Source organism: Nonomuraea sp. bgisy101, assembly GCF_057708945.1.
Window position 1 is genome coordinate 280,233 of sequence record NZ_JBYITD010000003.1, and the last position, 16,427, is coordinate 296,659.

Consider the following 16,427-nt stretch of genomic DNA (forward strand, 5'->3'; position numbering starts at 1 on the left):
CACGTAACGTAATCATCGCAGGCGAAACAGGCGTTCCATCCACGGCCGAAGTCCTGTTGAGGCGGGTATCGCCCCTCTCGGATAGGCGAAGACCGGAGCCTCACTCCCATACGCAGCGTGAAGTTCGGCGGCCTTGCACCAGTCGGCGGTGACGCGTGAGGCCGCCCACGCCGCGGCGATCGCGGGACGCGCGTCGGGGTGGCGGTCGTAGGTCTGGTAAAGGGTCATCGTGGCGTGGGCCGCCTGGTGGCCGACCCGGGGGTAGGCGGCTCCTGCGAGGTACGGGGCGGTGACCCTGCCGCCGTAGGCGGTGCCGAGCACCCACGTCCAGTCGGCCACGACGAGCGCGAGGACGGGGTCGGGGACGGCGGCGGCCGCGCCGTACATGCGCTCCTGGCGGGGGCCGGTCAGCCGGCGCCTGGTCCACAGCCAGTCGAGGTTGGCGGGCTGGTCGCCGAGGGCCAGCCACGACAGGGCGGCCAGCGAGCGGGCGGTGAGCAGGCGGGACAGGTCGAGCACGTCCCTCAGCATGCGGGGGCCGGGGTCGAGCCAGGTCGGCCAGTCGACCTCATGAATGCGGGGCACCAGGTCGGCCAGCTCCCCTGGGACGGGGAGAGGGCAGACCCGGTGCCCCTTGACGGTGAAGCGCTCCACCGGGCTTACGTGTTCTCCTGCGTGGACGCCTCGTTGAGGACCCGCGGGGGCGCGTCGGCGGACGTGACGACCGGCGCGCCATCGCTTCCGGACCCGGACCCTCCCGACCCGGATCCCCCTGAGCCCGCTCCTCCTGACCCGGTTCCTCCCGAGCCTGCTCCTTCCGACCCGGATCCGCCGGAGCCGCCCTGGCCGCCCGAGCCTCCGGTGCCGGGCCCGCCCGAACCTCCGGCGGCCCCCGATCCTGGGCCTGCCCCGCCCGATCCCCCTGCGCCGCCGGAGTCGGCGCCGCCCGCGGCCGTACCGGAGCCGCCCGTGCTCTGCTGCGGGTCCTTCGTGGGCGGCGGGTCGGCCGGCGTGGACGTTGGGGTGGGGTCGGGCTTGGGCGGCTCCGTCGGGACCCTGGGGGCCGTGGGTCCGGTCGTGGGTGTCACGGTCGGCTTGGGCGGCGTCGGGGTCGGGGTCGGGGTCGGCGGCTTCACCGTCGACGTCGGCGTGGACGGAGCCGTCGGCCTGGGGGTCGGCGTTCTCGTGGGGCACGGCGTCTTCGTCGGCCTGCCCTGGTGGTCACGCGGCGGCTCGGTCCACGGCGGCTCCCCCGGCGACAGCGTCCGCGGCGGCTCCTGCGGCCCGGTCGGCGCGGGGCCTGTCGGCGCGGGCCCGGGCCCTGTGCGGGTCGGCCACGGCACAGGGATGTTCGGGGGCGGCGCGGGTACGGTGTCCGGCGTCGTCACGGTGATCGGCGCCGTCGATCGGTGCGCCCCGATCGGGTAGGTCGCCGAGCTGTCGAGGATGGGCTCGACCTCGATCGGCGTCTCCTGCGGCTCGGGCAGCCACGGCAACCTGATCCCCGGGGGCTCACCGGTCGCGGGAAACGCCCCCGAGGCGATGCCCGTGACCCCGTCGCCCTCCTTGCCGAAGTAGCTGAAGATCATGCCGATGGCGGCGACCGCCGCCACCGCCGCGAGCGCACCCGCCAGCGCCTGCGACCAGCGGCGCCCCCTCCCCTCTCCGGTATGGGGAAATCCGGCCGCGTCCAGCGCCGCCGACCTGCGCGCCACATACCTCCTGTACGGCAGCAGCTCGGGGTCGACGAAGCAGCTCATCACCCTGACCCTGAGCGTCTCCGGCAGCACCACGGTCGGCAGCAGGTCGAAGACCTTCGCGATCGCCACCTGCCTCGACCTGTGCGGCGCGCAGGTCTCGCACCTGCCCAGGTGGACGATCACCTCCTCGCGCATCTCCGCGGCCAGCTCGCCGGAGAAGCCGGTCAGGATGGCGGCCCGCTGAGCGCAGTCGTAGGGCCCCTTCCTGGCGAGCACCTCGGCGGTGATCGCGTCGCCGAGCCGTTCGCGCGCGTTCTCGTGGGCGACCTCGATCTGGCGCGGCGTGACCCCGAGAACCGCCGCGACATCGAAGGTGGTAAGCCCGTGCCTGGTGGCCAGTTCGAGCAACTCGACCTCGGCCGCCGTCAGGCCGCGGACGGCGTTCCACGCCATGACCCGCATGTCCGCGTCGGCCGGGTCGGCGATGGGAGGGACCGCGACGAGCGTCTCGGTCACGTCCTCGACCGCGGCGGTGCGCCGCCGCAGGCATTCCTGCCTGGCCAGCGCGTAGAGCCAGGCGCGCAGCCTGCCGGGGTCGGCCAGCTCGCCGACGTGGGCGTCGGCGGCGATGAGCGTGTCGCGCAGGGCGACCTGGGCGCTGTCGGGACTGTTGAGGAGGGTCCAGCAATATCGGTAGATGCTCTGGGCATGCGAGTCGTAGAGCGCTGCGAGGGCACCGGGGTCGCGGACGCGGAGAGCCTCGACCAGAACGCGGTCGTTCATCTGTTGTGTGGCGCGGAACCCATGACGTCAGGACAGGGGGAAGGCGCCACCCTCCTTTCGACGCTCTTGCGGCAGGTGTGGGGTCCCGGCGGGCCGCCGTGCCTGCCCTGGTGTGGAGCCGCGGGGCACGCACACGGTGACCGGCCTCCCTTCGACCAGGCGGGACCGAGAAGGCGAATTGCCGACGTCACCGAAGGTAATGGATTGGTAACTTGCAGTTCTACCCTTTCATTCGGGTCCGTAAAGAAAACCCCACCCCCATGCCCGATTTATCGCCCTATTGGCGAGCGGACCACAGAAGAAAACCAATCCGGAAATTTCATGACTGAGGCGGCAAAAATATGGCCCGCGGAATCCGCGGGCCATGGTTCTGGGTCGGTCAGCTAGGCGCTCACGGCTTGGACTCGCCCGGCAGCACCTGCCGGCCCCTGTCCTTCGCGAACGGCGCGGTGGTCGGCTTGACCGTGTGCACGGGCACCGCCCCGCCCAGCGCCAGTTCCTCGTACGGCCGCCCGGTCGCGCCCCATGTCCTGGCCACCACGTCCGTCTTCGCCACCTGCGCCGACGGGGGCAGCCCCTCGACGGTCAGGATGAAGCGCGGAGCCTTGCCCGCCTGGACGTCGTCGACGAACGTGCTCGCGCCGGCGAGCAGCTTGCCCGCCTTGTCACGCAGCAGCGCGCTGATGACCAGGCTGCTCGCGGGCAGCACGTACGGGTTGCCGACCTCGCCGGTGATCAGGTAGGCGCCGCCCTTCTGCTTGAAGGTCTGCACCTTGCTCACGGGGAACTTCCGCAGCGACGAGGGGACGCGCGCCGCCTGCCGCCACTGCGTCGAGCGGTACTCGATCGTCACCTTCACCGGCTTGGCCGAGGCCATCGCCTGCCCGGTGAACGCCAGCGTCCCCGCCGGCGGCACCGCGTCGAGCGGCTGGTCCATGTGGACCACCTCGGCCCCCTTGGCGTCGCGCCCGACGACCGTGGCGACGACGTGCTCGCCGAAGTGCCACGGGTTGCTGTTGACCAGCACGCCCGCCCAGTTCACGACGTACCCGTCGGCGCTCTTGGCGACCGTCGAAGCCTGCTCCTTGAGCACGAGCGGCTTCATCTGGACAGGCGGCTTCTCCGCCGCGGAGCAACCCGTCACGAGGATCAGGGCTAGGGCGGCGATGGTACGGATACGCGGAATCACTGTGCCGTGATAACCGGTTTCCGTGGTACGGCAAGCACGGACACGCGCCTGCCGTACCAACTCTTTAATGTGTCACGACAGTTGCCTATAACGTCAGCGCTGCCGGACCACGCGAGTTTCGTCCCACACCGGTTCGGGCGATTCATACACATTGCCATCGGAGCCGAACACCAGGAACCTGTCGAAGTCATCGGCGAACCATCGGTCGTGCGTGACCGCGAGCACGGTGCCGTCGAAGGCGTTCAGCCCGTCCTGGAGCGCCTCGGCGCTGGCCAGGTCGAGGTTGTCGGTCGGCTCGTCGAGCAGCAGCAGCGTCGCGCCCGACAGTTCGAGCAGCAGGATCTGCAGCCGCGCCTGCTGCCCTCCCGACAGCGTCTCGAAGCGCTGGTCGGCGATGAGCCCGGCAAGCTCGTAGCGGGCCAGGATCTTCATGGCCTCGTTCTTGAGCCTGGCGTGCTCGGTCATGACGATCTCGCACGGCGTGCGGCCGTGCAGCTCCGGGCGGGCGTGCGTCTGCGCGAAGTGGCCGGGGACGACGCGCGCGCCGAGCCTGGCCACGCCCGTGTGCCTGACCTGGTCCTCGGCGAGCAGGCGCAGGAAGTGGGACTTTCCCGACCCGTTCGAGCCGAGGACGGCGACGCGCTCGCCGTACCAGACCTCCAGGTCGAACGGCTTCATCAGCCCGGTCAGCTCCAGGCTCTCGCAGATCACCGCGCGCTTGCCCGTGCGCCCCCCGCGCAGCCTCATGTTGATCTTCTGATCGCTCGGCGCCGACTCCGGCGGTCCCGCCTCCTCGAACCTGCGCAGCCGTGTCTGGGCCGCGTGGTAGGCGGGTGCCATGCCGTCGTTGTACCTGGCCTTGTTCTTGAGCATGTTGACCAGGGCCTTGAGCTTGGCGTGCTCCTCGTCCCACCGCTTGCGCAGCTCGTCGAGGCGCTCGTTGCGCGCCCTGCGGGCCTCGGCGTAGGTGCCGAAACCGCCGCCATGGATCCAGATGTTGCCCGACTCGACGGTGACGATGCGGTCGGCGGAGTTCGCCAGCAACCGCCGGTCGTGGCTGACCAGCACGACGGTCTTCGGCGTCTCCTTGAGCTGCTGCTCCAGCCAGATCTTGCCCGGCACGTCGAGGTAGTTGTCCGGCTCGTCCAGCAGCAGTGTCTGGTCGGGGCCGCGCAGCAACGCCTCCAGGACCAACCGCTTCTGCTCACCACCCGACAGCGTCGACGTCTCCCGATATTTCACCCTGTCGTACGGCACGCCGAGCGCCGCGATCGTGCAGGTGTCCCAGAGCACCTCGATCTCGTAGCCCCCGGCGTCGGTGTAGTCCGTGATCGCCTGGGCGTAGCGCATCTGGGTCTTCTCGTCGTCGCGCTCCATCATCGCCAGCTCGGCCCTGTCGAGCGCCGCCGCCGCCTGCCGTACGGCGGGAGGGGCCACGCTGAGCAGCAGGTCGTGCACAGTACTGCCGTCGCGGATGCTGCCGATGAACTGGCGCATCACGCCCAGCCCGCCCGAGCTGGCCACGCTGCCCTCGACCGGCTGCAGGTCGCCGGCGATCAGGCGCATCAGCGTGGTCTTGCCTGCGCCGTTCGGCCCGACGAGGGCGGCCTTGACGCCCTCGCCGATGCGGAAGGACACGTCGTTGAGCAGCGGCCGCCCGTCCGGCAGGACGTAGGTGAGGTGTCCTACCTCGACGTGTGCCACAGCGATTCCCTTCTTAGGTCCTCGCGCAGGCTACAGGGGCGTTTCGCGGGTGGGCATCCGATTTTCAGCTCGTGCGGTCGACCACACCTCGGAGAAGCTCGGTCTTCACGACTCCCTCGACCGCGTGGCAGAGCCTGGCATCGATCGTGAGCAACGGGCGAGCCCCGGAAGGGTCTCATCGTCGCGCACGCGATGGGCGAGCTTCTGGTCGCCGGCCCAGGGCCGGCATCCGGTTCGACGAAGCTCACGTGCCGGCAAGCGCTTCCGTGGGAGGCAGGCGGGCGGCGCGGATCGCCGGGTACAGGCCCGCGATCACGCCGATGAGCAGGGTGGCCGCGAGCCCGCCGCCACTCGCCCACCCGGGTACCACGGCAGGCCACGTCTGTGTGGCCGCGTACCCGGCCGTCACAGCGACGCCGACCAGCACGCCGCCCAGACCGCCGACGGCGGACAGCAGCAGTGACTCCGCCAGGAACTGCAGCCTGACCTGCCCGCGGGTCGCGCCGAGGGAGCGGCGCAGACCGATCTCGGCGCGACGTTCGAGCACCGAGATGACCATCGTGTTGGCCACGCCGACGCCGCCGACCAGCAGGGCCACGGCGCCCAGGCCGAGCAGCAGGCCGGTGAAGGCGCGATCGGTGGCCTGGCGGGCCGCCAGCGCATCCGACGGCCTGGACACCTTCACCTCGTTGGGCGCCTGCGGGTTGGCGGTGGCCGCGAGCACCGCCCGTACCGCCTCGACGGCCGCGTCGGCGGTGCGGGTGTAGACGGTCGTCGGGTGTCCGTCGAAGCCCAGGTAGGAGCGTGCGGCGGGCCAGCCGACCAGCGCCGCCGAGTCCAGTTCGGCGGCCAGCGGGACGGGCTCGAGGATCCCGACGACGGTGAACCACCTGCGGCCGAGGTAGACCTGGACGTCGGCGCCCGCGGCTGCGATGCCCAGCCGTCCGGCTGCGGTCGCGCCCAGCACCACGGCCGGGTAGCGGGCCGTCGCGGCGTTGAGCCAGGTGCCGCTGGCGACGGTGGCGGCCACGGTGGTGGGCAGGCCGAGGTGTGCGGACTGCACCGAGATGCCGCCGCTGCGGGTGGCGGGGATCCTGTCGTTGCGGTAGACGTGCGTCTCGGCCAGCTTCCCTGTGGCGGCGACCTGCTCCACAGGCCCGATCCTGGAGATCATGGCGACGGACTCGGCGGGAAGCGTGGCGTCCTTACCGAACAGGGTGTTACCGGGAGCGACGGTGAGCAGGTTGGTGCCGAGCGCGGCCAGCGTGCGGTCCAGTTCGGCGCGGCCGGATGACGAGATGCCCACCACGGCGGTCATCGCGGCGATGCCGATCGCGATGCCGAGCGCCGACAGGAAGGCTCGCAGCGGCCGGGTGCGCAGGCCGGTGCCACCGACGCGCAGCACGTCGCCGGGGCGCAGCCGCGTGGGAACGAGCGCTGCCGCCATTCAGACCACCGCCCCGTCGCGCATGGCGATCTGGCGCGGCAGCCCGGCCGCGACGTCCTTGTCGTGGGTGATGACCACGACCGTGGTTCCGGCGGCGTGCAGGTCGCCCAGCAGCGTCATCACGCCCGCGCCCGAGGCCGAGTCGAGGTTGCCGGTGGGCTCGTCGGCGAGCAGCAGGGCGGGCTCGCCGACCACGGCCCTGGCCACGGCCACGCGCTGCCGTTCGCCGCCGGACAGCGCGCTCGGCCGGTGGCCGAGCCGGTGACCGAGTCCCACGCGGACCAGCGCGGCCTCGGCCCTGCGCCGGCGCTCCTTGATCGGCACACCGGCGTACAGCAGGCCGTCGGCGACGTTGTCCAGGACCGGCTGCCCCGGGGCGAGATGGAACTGCTGGAAGACGAACCCGATCCGGCGTGCGCGCAGCGCCGACAGCTGCCGGTCCGACAACGTGGCCACGTCGTGGCCGTCGATGCGGACGGTGCCCGCCGACGGCCGGTCCAGGGTGCCGATCAGGTGGAGCATGGTGGACTTGCCGGATCCCGAGGGGCCCACGATCGCGACCAGCTCGCCGTACCCGATGGACAGGGTCACGCCGCGCAGCGCCGCGACACCGCCCGGGTACACCCTGGTCACGTCGGCGAGTTCGACCACGCCGCTCATGCCGGCATCCCCACCGTCACGCCCTCGCCGATGCCGTCGCCGGTCACCTCGACCCGGCCGGCGGCGAACAGACCGGTCCTCACCGGCACCGTCCGCGTGGCCCCACCGTCCACCACCTGCACGCCGTACCCGCCTTCGGCCAGGGCCAGCAGCGCGGCCACGGGGACGGTCAGCACGCTCTCGCGCTTCGCGGCGGAGAAGGCGACGTCCACGGACGCCCGGTCAAGGTTCGACAGCTTCTTCCTGTTCTGGATCGTGACGGTGACTTCGATGCCGGTCGTGGGCTCGTCGGACCCGTTGCCTCCGGTGTCGATCACCGTCTCGGTCCTGGCGATCCTCCCGCGGGCCTTCGAGCCGTCCGGCAGCGTGACGGTCACGGTGGCGCCATTGTCGGCCAGCCGCTGCTCGGACACGTCCAGCTCGACGGTGATGACGCGCGACGTTCCCGTGTAGGCGAGCACCCCGGCTCCGGGCTGGACGGCGTCGCCCGAGGCGGCCTTGTGGGCGTCGACGCGGACCGGCCCGCGCGCGTAGACGACGCGGCCCAGCTCCACCGTTCCGGTCTGTGGCAGGCCGAGGTCGTCCTGCCACTCCTTCACCGCTTCGGCGGTGGCGGCGGAGTAGGTGCCGTCCACGGTGAATCCGCGATAGCCCAGCGCGTACAGGTTCTGCTCGAACCGCTTGACGTCCACGCCGTCGACTCCTGCGGCGAGCGCGCGGTAGGCGGGCAGCGTGCCGTACAGGAGGACGACGGGGGTGTCGTCGAGGCGGTAGATCGCCTGGCCGCGCCTGACTCTCGTGCCGGTGGCGGGCAGGCTGGTCAGGGTGCCGGGCAGCCTGCTGTTCACGGTCGTCGCGGCGCCGTAGCCCAGCTCGCCGGTCTCGGTCTGGCTGTCGACGAGCGTCTGCCTGGTCACCTTCGCGGTCACCGGTGGCAGGCCGCCGGTGACCCGGCTACCCCGGTCACCGCCTGGAGCCGAGCCCTCCGGCACGAAATCGGTGACCGCCGGTACGGCGACGGCCAGCACCGCCGCCGTCACGGCCACCGCGCCGACGGCCCGCCAGAGCCGGGGACCACGGGCCTTGGTCACCCGTCGCTCCCGATGGTGGGAGCGTCGGAGGGGCCTCCGGACGGTGGTGCGGGCCGCAGTTCGGCGCACTCCTGCTGGGCCGCCTGCACCTTGGGGTCGTTCGGGTCCACCCCGCCCTCAGGGCCGATCTGGAAGCCGCCGCTCGCGTCCGGGTCGGGGAACCTCTCGACGCCGTTGTCGCGCATGCACTGCGCGAACGCGCGCTGCTGCTCCACCGCCTGCGGGTCGGCCTTGGCCGCCTCGCCGCCGTTGGGCAGGTGCCGCTTGCACTGCTCGGTCGCCGCCTGCGCCTTCTGCGGGTCGACGCCCTGCGGGAGTCTGATCTCGACCCGCCCGTTGTCCTGCGGGTCCGGGATGTCGACGCCGTGCTCTCTCATGCACTGGGCGAACGCCAGACCGCCGGTGTCCGACCGGGCCGCCGTGGCGGAGGCGGTGGCGGCCGCTGTGCCGGCGGTCGCCACCTGGGCGCCGCTGTCGCTCTGCCCGCATCCGGCCATGCTCAGGGTCAGCAGCAGGCCGAGCACGAATCCTGTCCTGATACGCATCGTTCGTCCTTCGTTCGGGTCAGCGGTCGAGCAGGTCCAGGGCCTTGGCCAGACCCGGATCCCTGCCGGCAGTCGCGGTCATGGCTCCCGCGCCGGGCGTCAGGGTCGTGGCTCCCGCGACCGCCAGCGCGACGGCGACGAGTCGCCGCCGGGTCGGTGCGAAGCGCTTCATCGTGGCGATGCTCCTTGGTCACGTCGAGGGGAAGAAGACGATCTCGGGGTATTTCGCGGACGGACCGTCCAGGAGACGGGCGTCGTGCTCGCGCAGGCAGCGGTCGAAGAACGCGGCGATGTAGGCGCGTTGCGCGGCGGTGCACCGGCCGGGCGCGATGGTGCCGACCGGCTCGGTCAGCGCGGCAGGGATGACCTTGGCCGCGGCCAGCTGGTGGATCAGCTGCTTGTCGTCGGTGTAGCTGGCGTGGGTCGAGCCCTTCAGCGACACGAACCTCCGCCAGCCGCGCAGGTGGGACCAGAATCCCGCCATGAGCGCGCCGAGCTCGTCGGGCCCCTTGCCCGCGCTGCTCATGATCATGAAGGGTCGCTCGCCGATCCGGGTGGCGACCTGCCCGACCAGCTCGGCGGCCTTCTCCGGCGGCATGGGCGGAGCGATCGAGACAGTCGGGATGACATGACCGTCCAGGTCGAGGCCCGCCCGAATCCTGGTGTCATGGGCCATGCTCTGGCCGGTGGTCGCGCCGCCCAGGGAATGCCCGAACATGCCGATCCTGTCCAGGTCCAGGCAGCCGGCCAGGCCTGCGGGCAGCGAGCGCCTCGCGGCGTCGGGGTTGCGCCCGGCGGCCAGCGCGGCGAGCGCGTCGAGGACGGAACGGGTGTCGGCCACGCGTACCTTCACCGCGGTCTGCGCGCCGTCCTTGTCCAGGGGCGGCAGGTCACGCTCGACCCTCCCGCCGGGGAACTCCACGGCCCAGGCGTCGTGGGGGTGGTCGATCGTGACCACCACGAAGCCGCGGCTGGCCAGGTCCTCGACCAGCGTGGTTCCCACCGCGCGAGGCTCGCCGGCGCCCGGCGAGTAAAGCACGACGGGACAGCGCAGGCCGGCCCGGACCGGGACACCCTCGCGCGCGTGGGTGAGAGGGAAGCCGACGCCGTCCAGCGAGATGTCGACCTCGCCCAGGTCGAGCCGCGCGGCGGTCTGCCGCAGACCCTCGGTCGTCATCGTGCGGTAGCGGGCCAGCGCCCGCGTGGTCATCCACGGAGCCGGCCGATATCGGCCGCCGAGGCCGCGGGCCGCCGGATACCAGATGCTGATCATCAGCTCGCGGGCGCCGGCGGCCTTCCACGGGTCGCGGCGCCTGCGGTCCACCAGGTGCAGCGAGACCGTGCCCACGTCGTGCGGTCCGGTCGGGGCGGGAAGTTTCAGTCGCGGCCCGCCGGCCGCCAGCGCGGTGGCCGTCGGCGTCGGGAGCGCCAGGGCCGCGGCGAGCGCCGCGGCCCCGCCCAGAAGGCCCCGCCGGCCGACGACGTCGGCCTTGTGCCACAGGTGATCTGACATGGGCACAAGATGTACGGCGGAGCCTGTCACACGGAGATCACAGCGGCGGGGAACGGCCCGGCGGCTGCGGTAGAAACCCTGCTGTGACCCTGGTCGAGCGACGCTTGACCGGCTGCCATGGCTCATCGAAGGGAATGACCCGTGCGGGTGCTGGTGATCGAGGACGACGTGGAGATGGCCGAGGCGGTGGCCGACGGCCTGCGCCGGGCGCGGATGGCGGTCGACGTCGCCTATGACGGCAGGGGCGGGCTCGAGCGGGCCGAGGAGAACGACTACGACGCGATCGTGCTCGACCGCGATCTGCCGGGCGTGCACGGCGACGAGGTCTGCGCCGCCCTGGTGGCCGCGGGCAACCGGGCCCGAGTCCTGATGCTGACCGCGGCGGGCACGAGCCAGGACCTGGTGGAAGGGCTCGGCATCGGCGCCGACGACTACCTGCCCAAGCCGTTCGACTTCCCCGTGCTCGTCGCCCGCATCGGGGCGCTGGTACGGCGCGCCCAGCCCGTCATCCCGCCGGTCCTGCGGCACAGCGGCCTCGTGGTCGATCTCGCGCGGCGCCGCGCCTACGAACGCGAGCGGCCGCTGGAGCTCACGCCCAAGGAGTTCGGCGTCCTGGAGCTGCTGCTGGCCTCCCACGGACGGACGGTTTCCGCGGAGGAGCTCCTGGAACGTGTGTGGGACGAGTTCGCGGACCCGTTCACGCGGACCGTCACGGTCACGGTCAGCAGGCTGCGCGCCAAGCTCGCCGACCCCTCGATCATCGAGACGGTGGCCGGGGCCGGCTATCGGTTGCGGAGCGCCTGATGCGCACCCGGCTGCCGCGCAGGACCGTCCGCATGCGGCTGACGATGCTGTACGGCGGGCTCTTCCTGCTGTCCGGCGCGGCGCTGCTGGCCATCACCTACGCCCTGGTCGTTCACGCCACCAGCGGCGTCGTCTTCAGCGGCCAGGGCGGCAGCCTCGTCACCGGCACGCCCGCGGACTCCTTCGATCCGGAACCACAGGTGATCGGCGGCGTCGAGGGACTGACCGTCGGACAGATCCAGGCGCAGGCCGAGGCGATGCGCACACAGGCGTTGCGGCAGCATGACGCCGAACTCGACCAGCTCCTCACCCAGTCGGGCATCGCGCTCGCCGCGATGACGGTCGTCTCGATCGCGCTCGGCTGGATCGTCGCCGGCCGGGTGCTGCACCCGCTGCGCACCATCACCCGCGCCGCCCAGCAGATCTCCGCCACCAACCTGCACGAACGCCTCGCCCTTTCCGGGCCCGGCGACGAGCTCAAGGAACTCGGCGACACCTTCGACGGACTGCTGGCCAGGTTGGAAACTGCCTTCACGGCCCAGCGCCGGTTCATCGCCAACGCCTCACACGAACTGCGGACGCCCCTGGCCAGGCAGCGAACCCTGGTGCAGCTCGCCCTGTCGGATCCCGAGGCGTCCACCACGTCGCTGCGGGCCGCCCACGAGCGGGTGCTGACGGCCAACCAGCAGCAGGAGCGCCTGATCGAGGCGCTGCTCACCCTCGCCCGCGGCGAGGCGGGGCTCGACCGGCGGGAGCCGTTCGACCTGGCCGAGATCAGCGAGGACGTGCTCGTTGCCCGCGAGTCCGAGGCGGTACGGCGCGGGCTCCGCCTGACCACGGCGCTCGGACCGGCCCCGGCCGCCGGCGACCCCCGCCTCGTCGAACGCCTGCTGATCAACCTCGTCGACAACGCCCTGCGCCACAACGTCGACGCGGGTCACGTTCACGTCGTCACCGGGACCTCGGCAGGGCGGGCCGTCCTGACGGTCACGAACACCGGGCCGGTCGTCGCGGCCGCGGAGGTCGACCGGCTGCTGCAGCCGTTCCAGCGCGCGGGGGCGAGCCGTACCGGCCACGACGGGGGGCTCGGGCTGGGCCTGTCCATCGTGCAGGCCATCGCCACCGCCCATGACGCGACGCTCACCGTGCGCCCGTCGCCGGACGGCGGCCTGCGGGTCACCGTCGGCTTCGACCCCCAGTAGCCCGGCGCCCGGCGCCGCCTGGGTCGTCGCCGGGGTTCAAGCGGCGATCGTGATCAGGCAGGGCAGCGTCCGGCGATGGTGGCGTGTGGAGAGGGCAGCGTGGCGAGGGCAGACCGCGATGGGACCGGGTGGCCTTACGGGTCCTTACGAAGGGGGCCAAGCCGACGGTAGGCAGACGGTAACCGCCCTTCGCCAGAGTGATCTCAACGCAGTCAACCGGGTCTGAAGGGACAGGAACAATGAGGAAGCTCATCGAGTCGACGTTCATCACGCTGGACGGCGTCATCGGGTCGCCCGAGAGGTGGGGCGCGCCGTACTGGGACGAGGAGTACGCCGCGCACGCTCGTGATCTCCTGTTCGCCGCCGACGCGCTGCTTCTGGGGCGGGAGACCTACGAGGGGTTCGCCGCGGTGTGGCCGTGCATGGAAAAGGCCGAGGGCGAGTACGCGGTCAGGATGAACAGCCTGCCGAAGCACGTCGCCTCCCGGACGCTGAAGGACGCCGACTGGAACGCCACCGTCATCCAGGGGGACGTCGCCGAGGAGGTCGCCAGGCTGAAGCGGTTGCCCGGCCGGGACATCCTGAAGTTCGGCACCGGCGAGCTCGACCGCACGCTGCTGGAGCACAGGCTCGTCGACGAGTACCACTTCTGGATGTTCCCCGTGGTCGCCGGGGGCGGCGAGCGCCTGCTCGACGGGATCGACACGGCGCACCTGAAGCTGGTGAAGTCCACGCCGTTCGCCTCCGGTGTGATCGTGCTGACCTACGCTCCCAGGTGACGCCGGTCGACACCAGTGGGTCCTCGGCCCGGCGTGAGGGCCCCATTCGAAGGGCCGAGGGCGAACGTGCCTGGCGACTCAAGAAGAAGCGGGGACGTAAGCCGTTTACCCGAACTCCTGGACAATAAGTGATCTGATGACTAGAACTATGAGCACATCCCCCAGCCGATAGGGGCCTGCGATGCGGCGACTCCTGCTCTCCCTCGTCCTCGTCCTCAGCACTCTGACCAGCATCCCCGCGGCGGCACTCGCGACGACCTGCGATCTGCCCACCTTCCAGGGCGCGGGCACCGACGCCAGGTTGACCTCCCTCTTCACCGCCTACGGCAACGACAACGGCCGGCTCGACGACTGGACGGGCGCCGACGGCACCTATTCCGTCAGGCTCCCCGACGGGAGGGAGCTGTGGGTGTTCTCCGACACCTTCCTCGGCCAGGTCAACCCTGACGGTTCCCGTCCGCCGGTCAAGGAGGAAGGCGGCACGACCGTCTTCCTCAACAACACCTTCGCCGTGGAGAAGAGGGGGAAGCTGTCCACGATCTACGGCGGCACCCCCGAAGACCCCAAGGCCGTGATGCCGCCCCGCGACAAGGACCACTGGTACTGGGCGGGCGACGCCACTCTGGCCGGCGGGGTCGTCGAGGTGACCTACCAGGAGTACGAGCGGTTCGGCACCGGGCCGTGGGACTGGCGCTGGCACCGCAACGTCGTCGCCCGCTTCTCCCCCGGACGCCTCGACCGGCCGATCAGCGTGCACGACCTGCCCTCGGACCACAAGGTGGCCTGGGCGTCCGGCATCCACAGGGACGCCCGCTTCACCTACGTCTACGGAGTGGAGGACCTGGGCTCGACCAAGTACATGCACCTGGCGAGGGTCAGGGGCAGCAGCCTGCTCGGCACGTGGGAGTACCTCAAGGCCGACGGCACCTGGTCGAGGAACCAGGCCGACTCCGCCCGGGTGATGGACGGCGTGGCCAACGAGTACTCGGTCAGCCGTGTCGGGGGCGGGTACGTCCTGATCACGCACGACACGACTGAGGTCCTGAGTTCCAAGATCGTCGCCTACACCGGTTGCACGCCGTACGGGCCGTTCGGGAACAAGACCACCGTCTACACCACCCCCGAGACCGGCGGGAACATCTTCACCTACAACGCCCACGCGCACCCCGAGGTCGCCGGGCCGGGGCTCGTGGTCTCCTACAACGTCAACAGTTTCGTCAACACCGACCACTACCGCGACGTGACGATCTACCGGCCGAGATTCCTGGACCTGGCGTTCGGGTGACGCGCAACTGGGCCGCCAGGCTGCGGGAGATCACGATCGAGGGCATGCGCGCGCTCGTTCTGGAGAACGAGCGGCTGCGGGTGACCGTACTGGCCGACAAGGGCGGCGACGTCGTGGAGTTCCTGCACAAGCCGAGCGACACCGACCTGGTGTGGCTCTCGCCGCAGGGGCTGCGCAGGCCGCTCCCGCAGCAGGCGGCCGATGACGTGGGCGCGTTCCTGGACCACTATGAGGGCGGCTGGCAGGAGGTCTTCCCGAACGGCGGCGCGCCGAGCGTCTACCGGGGCGCGCGGCTCGCGCAGCACGGGGAGGTCGCCGGGCTGCCGTGGTCGGTCGAGGTGCTGTCCGACTCGCCCCAGGAGGTGGCGGTACGGCTGGCGGTGCGCACGCGGCGCCTGCCGTACCGGGTGGAGAAGGTCTTCAGGATCGCCTCTGGGACGGCCGCGCTGGAGCTCGAGGGGCGGGTCACGAACGAGGCGGGGGTGGCACTGCACGCGATGTGGGGCCACCATCTCGTCTACGGCAGGCCCTTCCTGCGGCCCGGCGCGCGGATCAGGGTACCCGAAGGGGTGACGGTGATCCCGCACGCCTCGTCCATCGACCCGCTCGGGCGGCGGGCGGAGGAACTGTTCGTGGCGCCGCCGGAAGGGGCGCCGAGCGAGATCGTCTATCTGACAGGCTTCGACCATGGCTGGTACGAGGTCCTCGCCGACATCGGGGTGCGGGTGGAGTGGGACGCGGACGTCATGCCGTACCTGTGGCTGTGGCAGGAGGTCGGCGCGTCGAAGGACTGGCCGTGGTGGGGCAGGGCGTACGTGGTCGGGCTGGAGCCGTTCTCCAGCATGCCGACCGACGGCCTGTCCGCCGCTGTGGACAACGGGACCGCGATGCTCCTCGGGCCCGGCGAGTCGAGGACCGCGCGGCTGCGCGCGGAGGTGATCACATGAGCGAGTTCGACGGCAAGGTGGCCCTGGTGACGGGCGGGTCGCTGGGCATCGGGAAGGCGGTCGTCGAACGGCTGGCCGCGGCGGGCGCGTCGGTCGTCTACTGCGGGATGGAGGCGCCCTTCGAGGGCGAGCGCGTCACGGGCGTCGTGGCGGACGTGCGCGACGCCGGGCAGATGCGCGACCTCGTGGACCTGGCCGAGACCAGGTACGGCGGGCTGGACATGGTGGCGACCTGCGCGGGAGTGCAGCGCTACGGGACCGTGGAGGACACGCCCGTCGAGGTGTGGGACGAGGTGCTCGACATCAACCTCAAGGGCGTGTTCCTGACGTGCAAGGCGGCGGTGCCCGCGCTGCGCAGGCGCGGCGGCGGGTCGATCGTCGTCATGTCGTCCGTGCAGGCCTTCGCCTCCCAGACGCAGGTGGCCGCCTACACCGCGAGCAAGGCCGCGCTGAACGGCCTGACCAGGGCGATGGCGCTCGACCACGCGCCCGACGGGATCAGGGTGAACGTCGTCTGCCCCGGTTCGGTGGACACGCCGATGCTGCGCTGGGCCGCCGACCTGTGGCGCGGTCCGATGTCGCAGGAGGAGCAGGTCGCGCAGTGGGGGCGCGCCCATCCGCTGGGCAGGGTGGCGAGGCCCGAGGAGGTGGCCGAACTGGTCGCCTTCCTCGCGGGACCGCGCTCGTCGTTCATCACCGGGGCCGAGCACCGTGTCGACGGCGGCCTGCTCGCCCGTAACCCCGCCGCCCTCCCCGACTGACCCGTCTGCCCCTCCTG

The 16,427-nt window shown here is 71.5% G+C and carries 16 protein-coding genes; 6 read left to right on the forward strand and 10 right to left on the reverse strand.

What is annotated here, in order from left to right; translation table 11 throughout:
- Nucleotides 1–12: 12 nt before the first annotated feature.
- The 10 genes from AC3EO4_RS07550 to AC3EO4_RS07595 form a co-directional block, all read right to left on the reverse strand.
- Nucleotides 13–654 carry a hypothetical protein gene (locus AC3EO4_RS07550; protein ID WP_431894470.1) on the reverse strand — a complete coding sequence of 214 codons (642 nt, stop codon included), beginning with the start codon at nt 652–654 and terminating at the stop codon, nt 13–15.
- 5 nt (nt 655–659) lie between these two features.
- Complete coding sequence (locus AC3EO4_RS07555) at nt 660–2,483, reverse strand: sigma factor (protein ID WP_431894472.1); 1,824 nt, start codon at nt 2,481–2,483, stop codon at nt 660–662.
- A gap of 391 nt (nt 2,484–2,874) precedes the next feature.
- Nucleotides 2,875–3,588, reverse strand: a complete 714-nt coding sequence (locus AC3EO4_RS07560) for a hypothetical protein (protein WP_431894474.1) — start codon at nt 3,586–3,588, stop codon at nt 2,875–2,877.
- A gap of 177 nt (nt 3,589–3,765) precedes the next feature.
- Nucleotides 3,766–5,376: an ABC-F family ATP-binding cassette domain-containing protein gene (locus tag AC3EO4_RS07565; protein WP_379574772.1), complete on the reverse strand. Its 1,611-nt coding sequence runs from the start codon at nt 5,374–5,376 to the stop codon at nt 3,766–3,768.
- 244 nt (nt 5,377–5,620) lie between these two features.
- On the reverse strand, nt 5,621–6,823 hold the full coding sequence (locus tag AC3EO4_RS07570) for an ABC transporter permease (RefSeq protein WP_431894476.1): 1,203 nt from the start codon (nt 6,821–6,823) through the stop codon (nt 5,621–5,623).
- Nucleotides 6,824–7,483 (reverse strand): ABC transporter ATP-binding protein, encoded by a 660-nt coding sequence (locus AC3EO4_RS07575; protein ID WP_431894478.1) that lies wholly within the window; start codon nt 7,481–7,483, stop codon nt 6,824–6,826.
- Complete coding sequence (locus AC3EO4_RS07580) at nt 7,480–8,574, reverse strand: efflux RND transporter periplasmic adaptor subunit (protein ID WP_431894479.1); 1,095 nt, start codon at nt 8,572–8,574, stop codon at nt 7,480–7,482. Before AC3EO4_RS07580 ends, AC3EO4_RS07575 begins: the two co-directional genes overlap by 4 nt.
- Nucleotides 8,571–9,119 carry a hypothetical protein gene (locus tag AC3EO4_RS07585; protein ID WP_431894481.1) on the reverse strand — a complete coding sequence of 183 codons (549 nt, stop codon included), beginning with the start codon at nt 9,117–9,119 and terminating at the stop codon, nt 8,571–8,573. Before AC3EO4_RS07585 ends, AC3EO4_RS07580 begins: the two co-directional genes overlap by 4 nt.
- A gap of 19 nt (nt 9,120–9,138) precedes the next feature.
- A complete protein-coding gene (locus tag AC3EO4_RS07590) occupies nt 9,139–9,291 on the reverse strand; it encodes a hypothetical protein (protein ID WP_379574775.1) in 153 nt (50 codons plus the stop codon).
- A gap of 18 nt (nt 9,292–9,309) precedes the next feature.
- Complete coding sequence (locus tag AC3EO4_RS07595; RefSeq protein ID WP_431894484.1) at nt 9,310–10,632, reverse strand: alpha/beta hydrolase family protein; 1,323 nt, start codon at nt 10,630–10,632, stop codon at nt 9,310–9,312.
- A gap of 141 nt (nt 10,633–10,773) precedes the next feature.
- On the opposite strand from AC3EO4_RS07595, the gene AC3EO4_RS07600 reads away from it, so the two are divergent.
- The 6 genes from AC3EO4_RS07600 to AC3EO4_RS07625 all read left to right on the forward strand — a co-directional run bounded on the left by AC3EO4_RS07600 (nt 10,774) and on the right by AC3EO4_RS07625 (nt 16,410).
- On the forward strand, nt 10,774–11,436 hold the full coding sequence (locus AC3EO4_RS07600; protein WP_379574777.1) for a response regulator transcription factor: 663 nt from the start codon (nt 10,774–10,776) through the stop codon (nt 11,434–11,436).
- On the forward strand, nt 11,436–12,638 hold the full coding sequence (locus AC3EO4_RS07605; protein ID WP_379574778.1) for a sensor histidine kinase: 1,203 nt from the start codon (nt 11,436–11,438) through the stop codon (nt 12,636–12,638). The genes AC3EO4_RS07600 and AC3EO4_RS07605 overlap by 1 nt, the downstream gene beginning before the upstream one ends.
- A gap of 239 nt (nt 12,639–12,877) precedes the next feature.
- Entirely contained in the window at nt 12,878–13,417 is a 540-nt protein-coding gene (locus tag AC3EO4_RS07610) for a dihydrofolate reductase family protein (protein WP_431894487.1), read from the forward strand.
- A 181-nt stretch (nt 13,418–13,598) separates the two neighbouring features.
- On the forward strand, nt 13,599–14,702 hold the full coding sequence (locus tag AC3EO4_RS07615; RefSeq protein ID WP_431894490.1) for a DUF5005 domain-containing protein: 1,104 nt from the start codon (nt 13,599–13,601) through the stop codon (nt 14,700–14,702).
- Complete coding sequence (locus AC3EO4_RS07620; RefSeq protein WP_431894492.1) at nt 14,699–15,649, forward strand: DUF4432 family protein; 951 nt, start codon at nt 14,699–14,701, stop codon at nt 15,647–15,649. Before AC3EO4_RS07615 ends, AC3EO4_RS07620 begins: the two co-directional genes overlap by 4 nt.
- Nucleotides 15,646–16,410 carry an SDR family NAD(P)-dependent oxidoreductase gene (locus AC3EO4_RS07625; protein ID WP_379574782.1) on the forward strand — a complete coding sequence of 255 codons (765 nt, stop codon included), beginning with the start codon at nt 15,646–15,648 and terminating at the stop codon, nt 16,408–16,410. Before AC3EO4_RS07620 ends, AC3EO4_RS07625 begins: the two co-directional genes overlap by 4 nt.
- The last annotated feature ends 17 nt before the right edge of the window (nt 16,411–16,427 follow it).

Bases quoted from the DNA above. Each gene is read 5' to 3' on its own strand.
- AC3EO4_RS07570 (WP_431894476.1), bottom strand. From the start codon at position 6,823: ATGGCGGCAGCGCTCGTTCCCACGCGGCTGCGCCCCGGCGACGTGCTG.
- AC3EO4_RS07625 (WP_379574782.1), top strand. From the start codon at position 15,646: ATGAGCGAGTTCGACGGCAAGGTGGCCCTGGTGACGGGCGGGTCGCTG.
- AC3EO4_RS07585 (WP_431894481.1), bottom strand. From the start codon at position 9,119: ATGCGTATCAGGACAGGATTCGTGCTCGGCCTGCTGCTGACCCTGAGC.
- AC3EO4_RS07615 (WP_431894490.1), top strand. From the start codon at position 13,599: ATGCGGCGACTCCTGCTCTCCCTCGTCCTCGTCCTCAGCACTCTGACC.
- AC3EO4_RS07555 (WP_431894472.1), bottom strand. From the start codon at position 2,483: ATGAACGACCGCGTTCTGGTCGAGGCTCTCCGCGTCCGCGACCCCGGT.
- AC3EO4_RS07610 (WP_431894487.1), top strand. From the start codon at position 12,878: ATGAGGAAGCTCATCGAGTCGACGTTCATCACGCTGGACGGCGTCATC.
- AC3EO4_RS07590 (WP_379574775.1), bottom strand. From the start codon at position 9,291: ATGAAGCGCTTCGCACCGACCCGGCGGCGACTCGTCGCCGTCGCGCTG.
- AC3EO4_RS07575 (WP_431894478.1), bottom strand. From the start codon at position 7,483: ATGAGCGGCGTGGTCGAACTCGCCGACGTGACCAGGGTGTACCCGGGC.
- AC3EO4_RS07560 (WP_431894474.1), bottom strand. From the start codon at position 3,588: ATGAAGCCGCTCGTGCTCAAGGAGCAGGCTTCGACGGTCGCCAAGAGC.
- AC3EO4_RS07595 (WP_431894484.1), bottom strand. From the start codon at position 10,632: ATGTCAGATCACCTGTGGCACAAGGCCGACGTCGTCGGCCGGCGGGGC.
- AC3EO4_RS07605 (WP_379574778.1), top strand. From the start codon at position 11,436: ATGCGCACCCGGCTGCCGCGCAGGACCGTCCGCATGCGGCTGACGATG.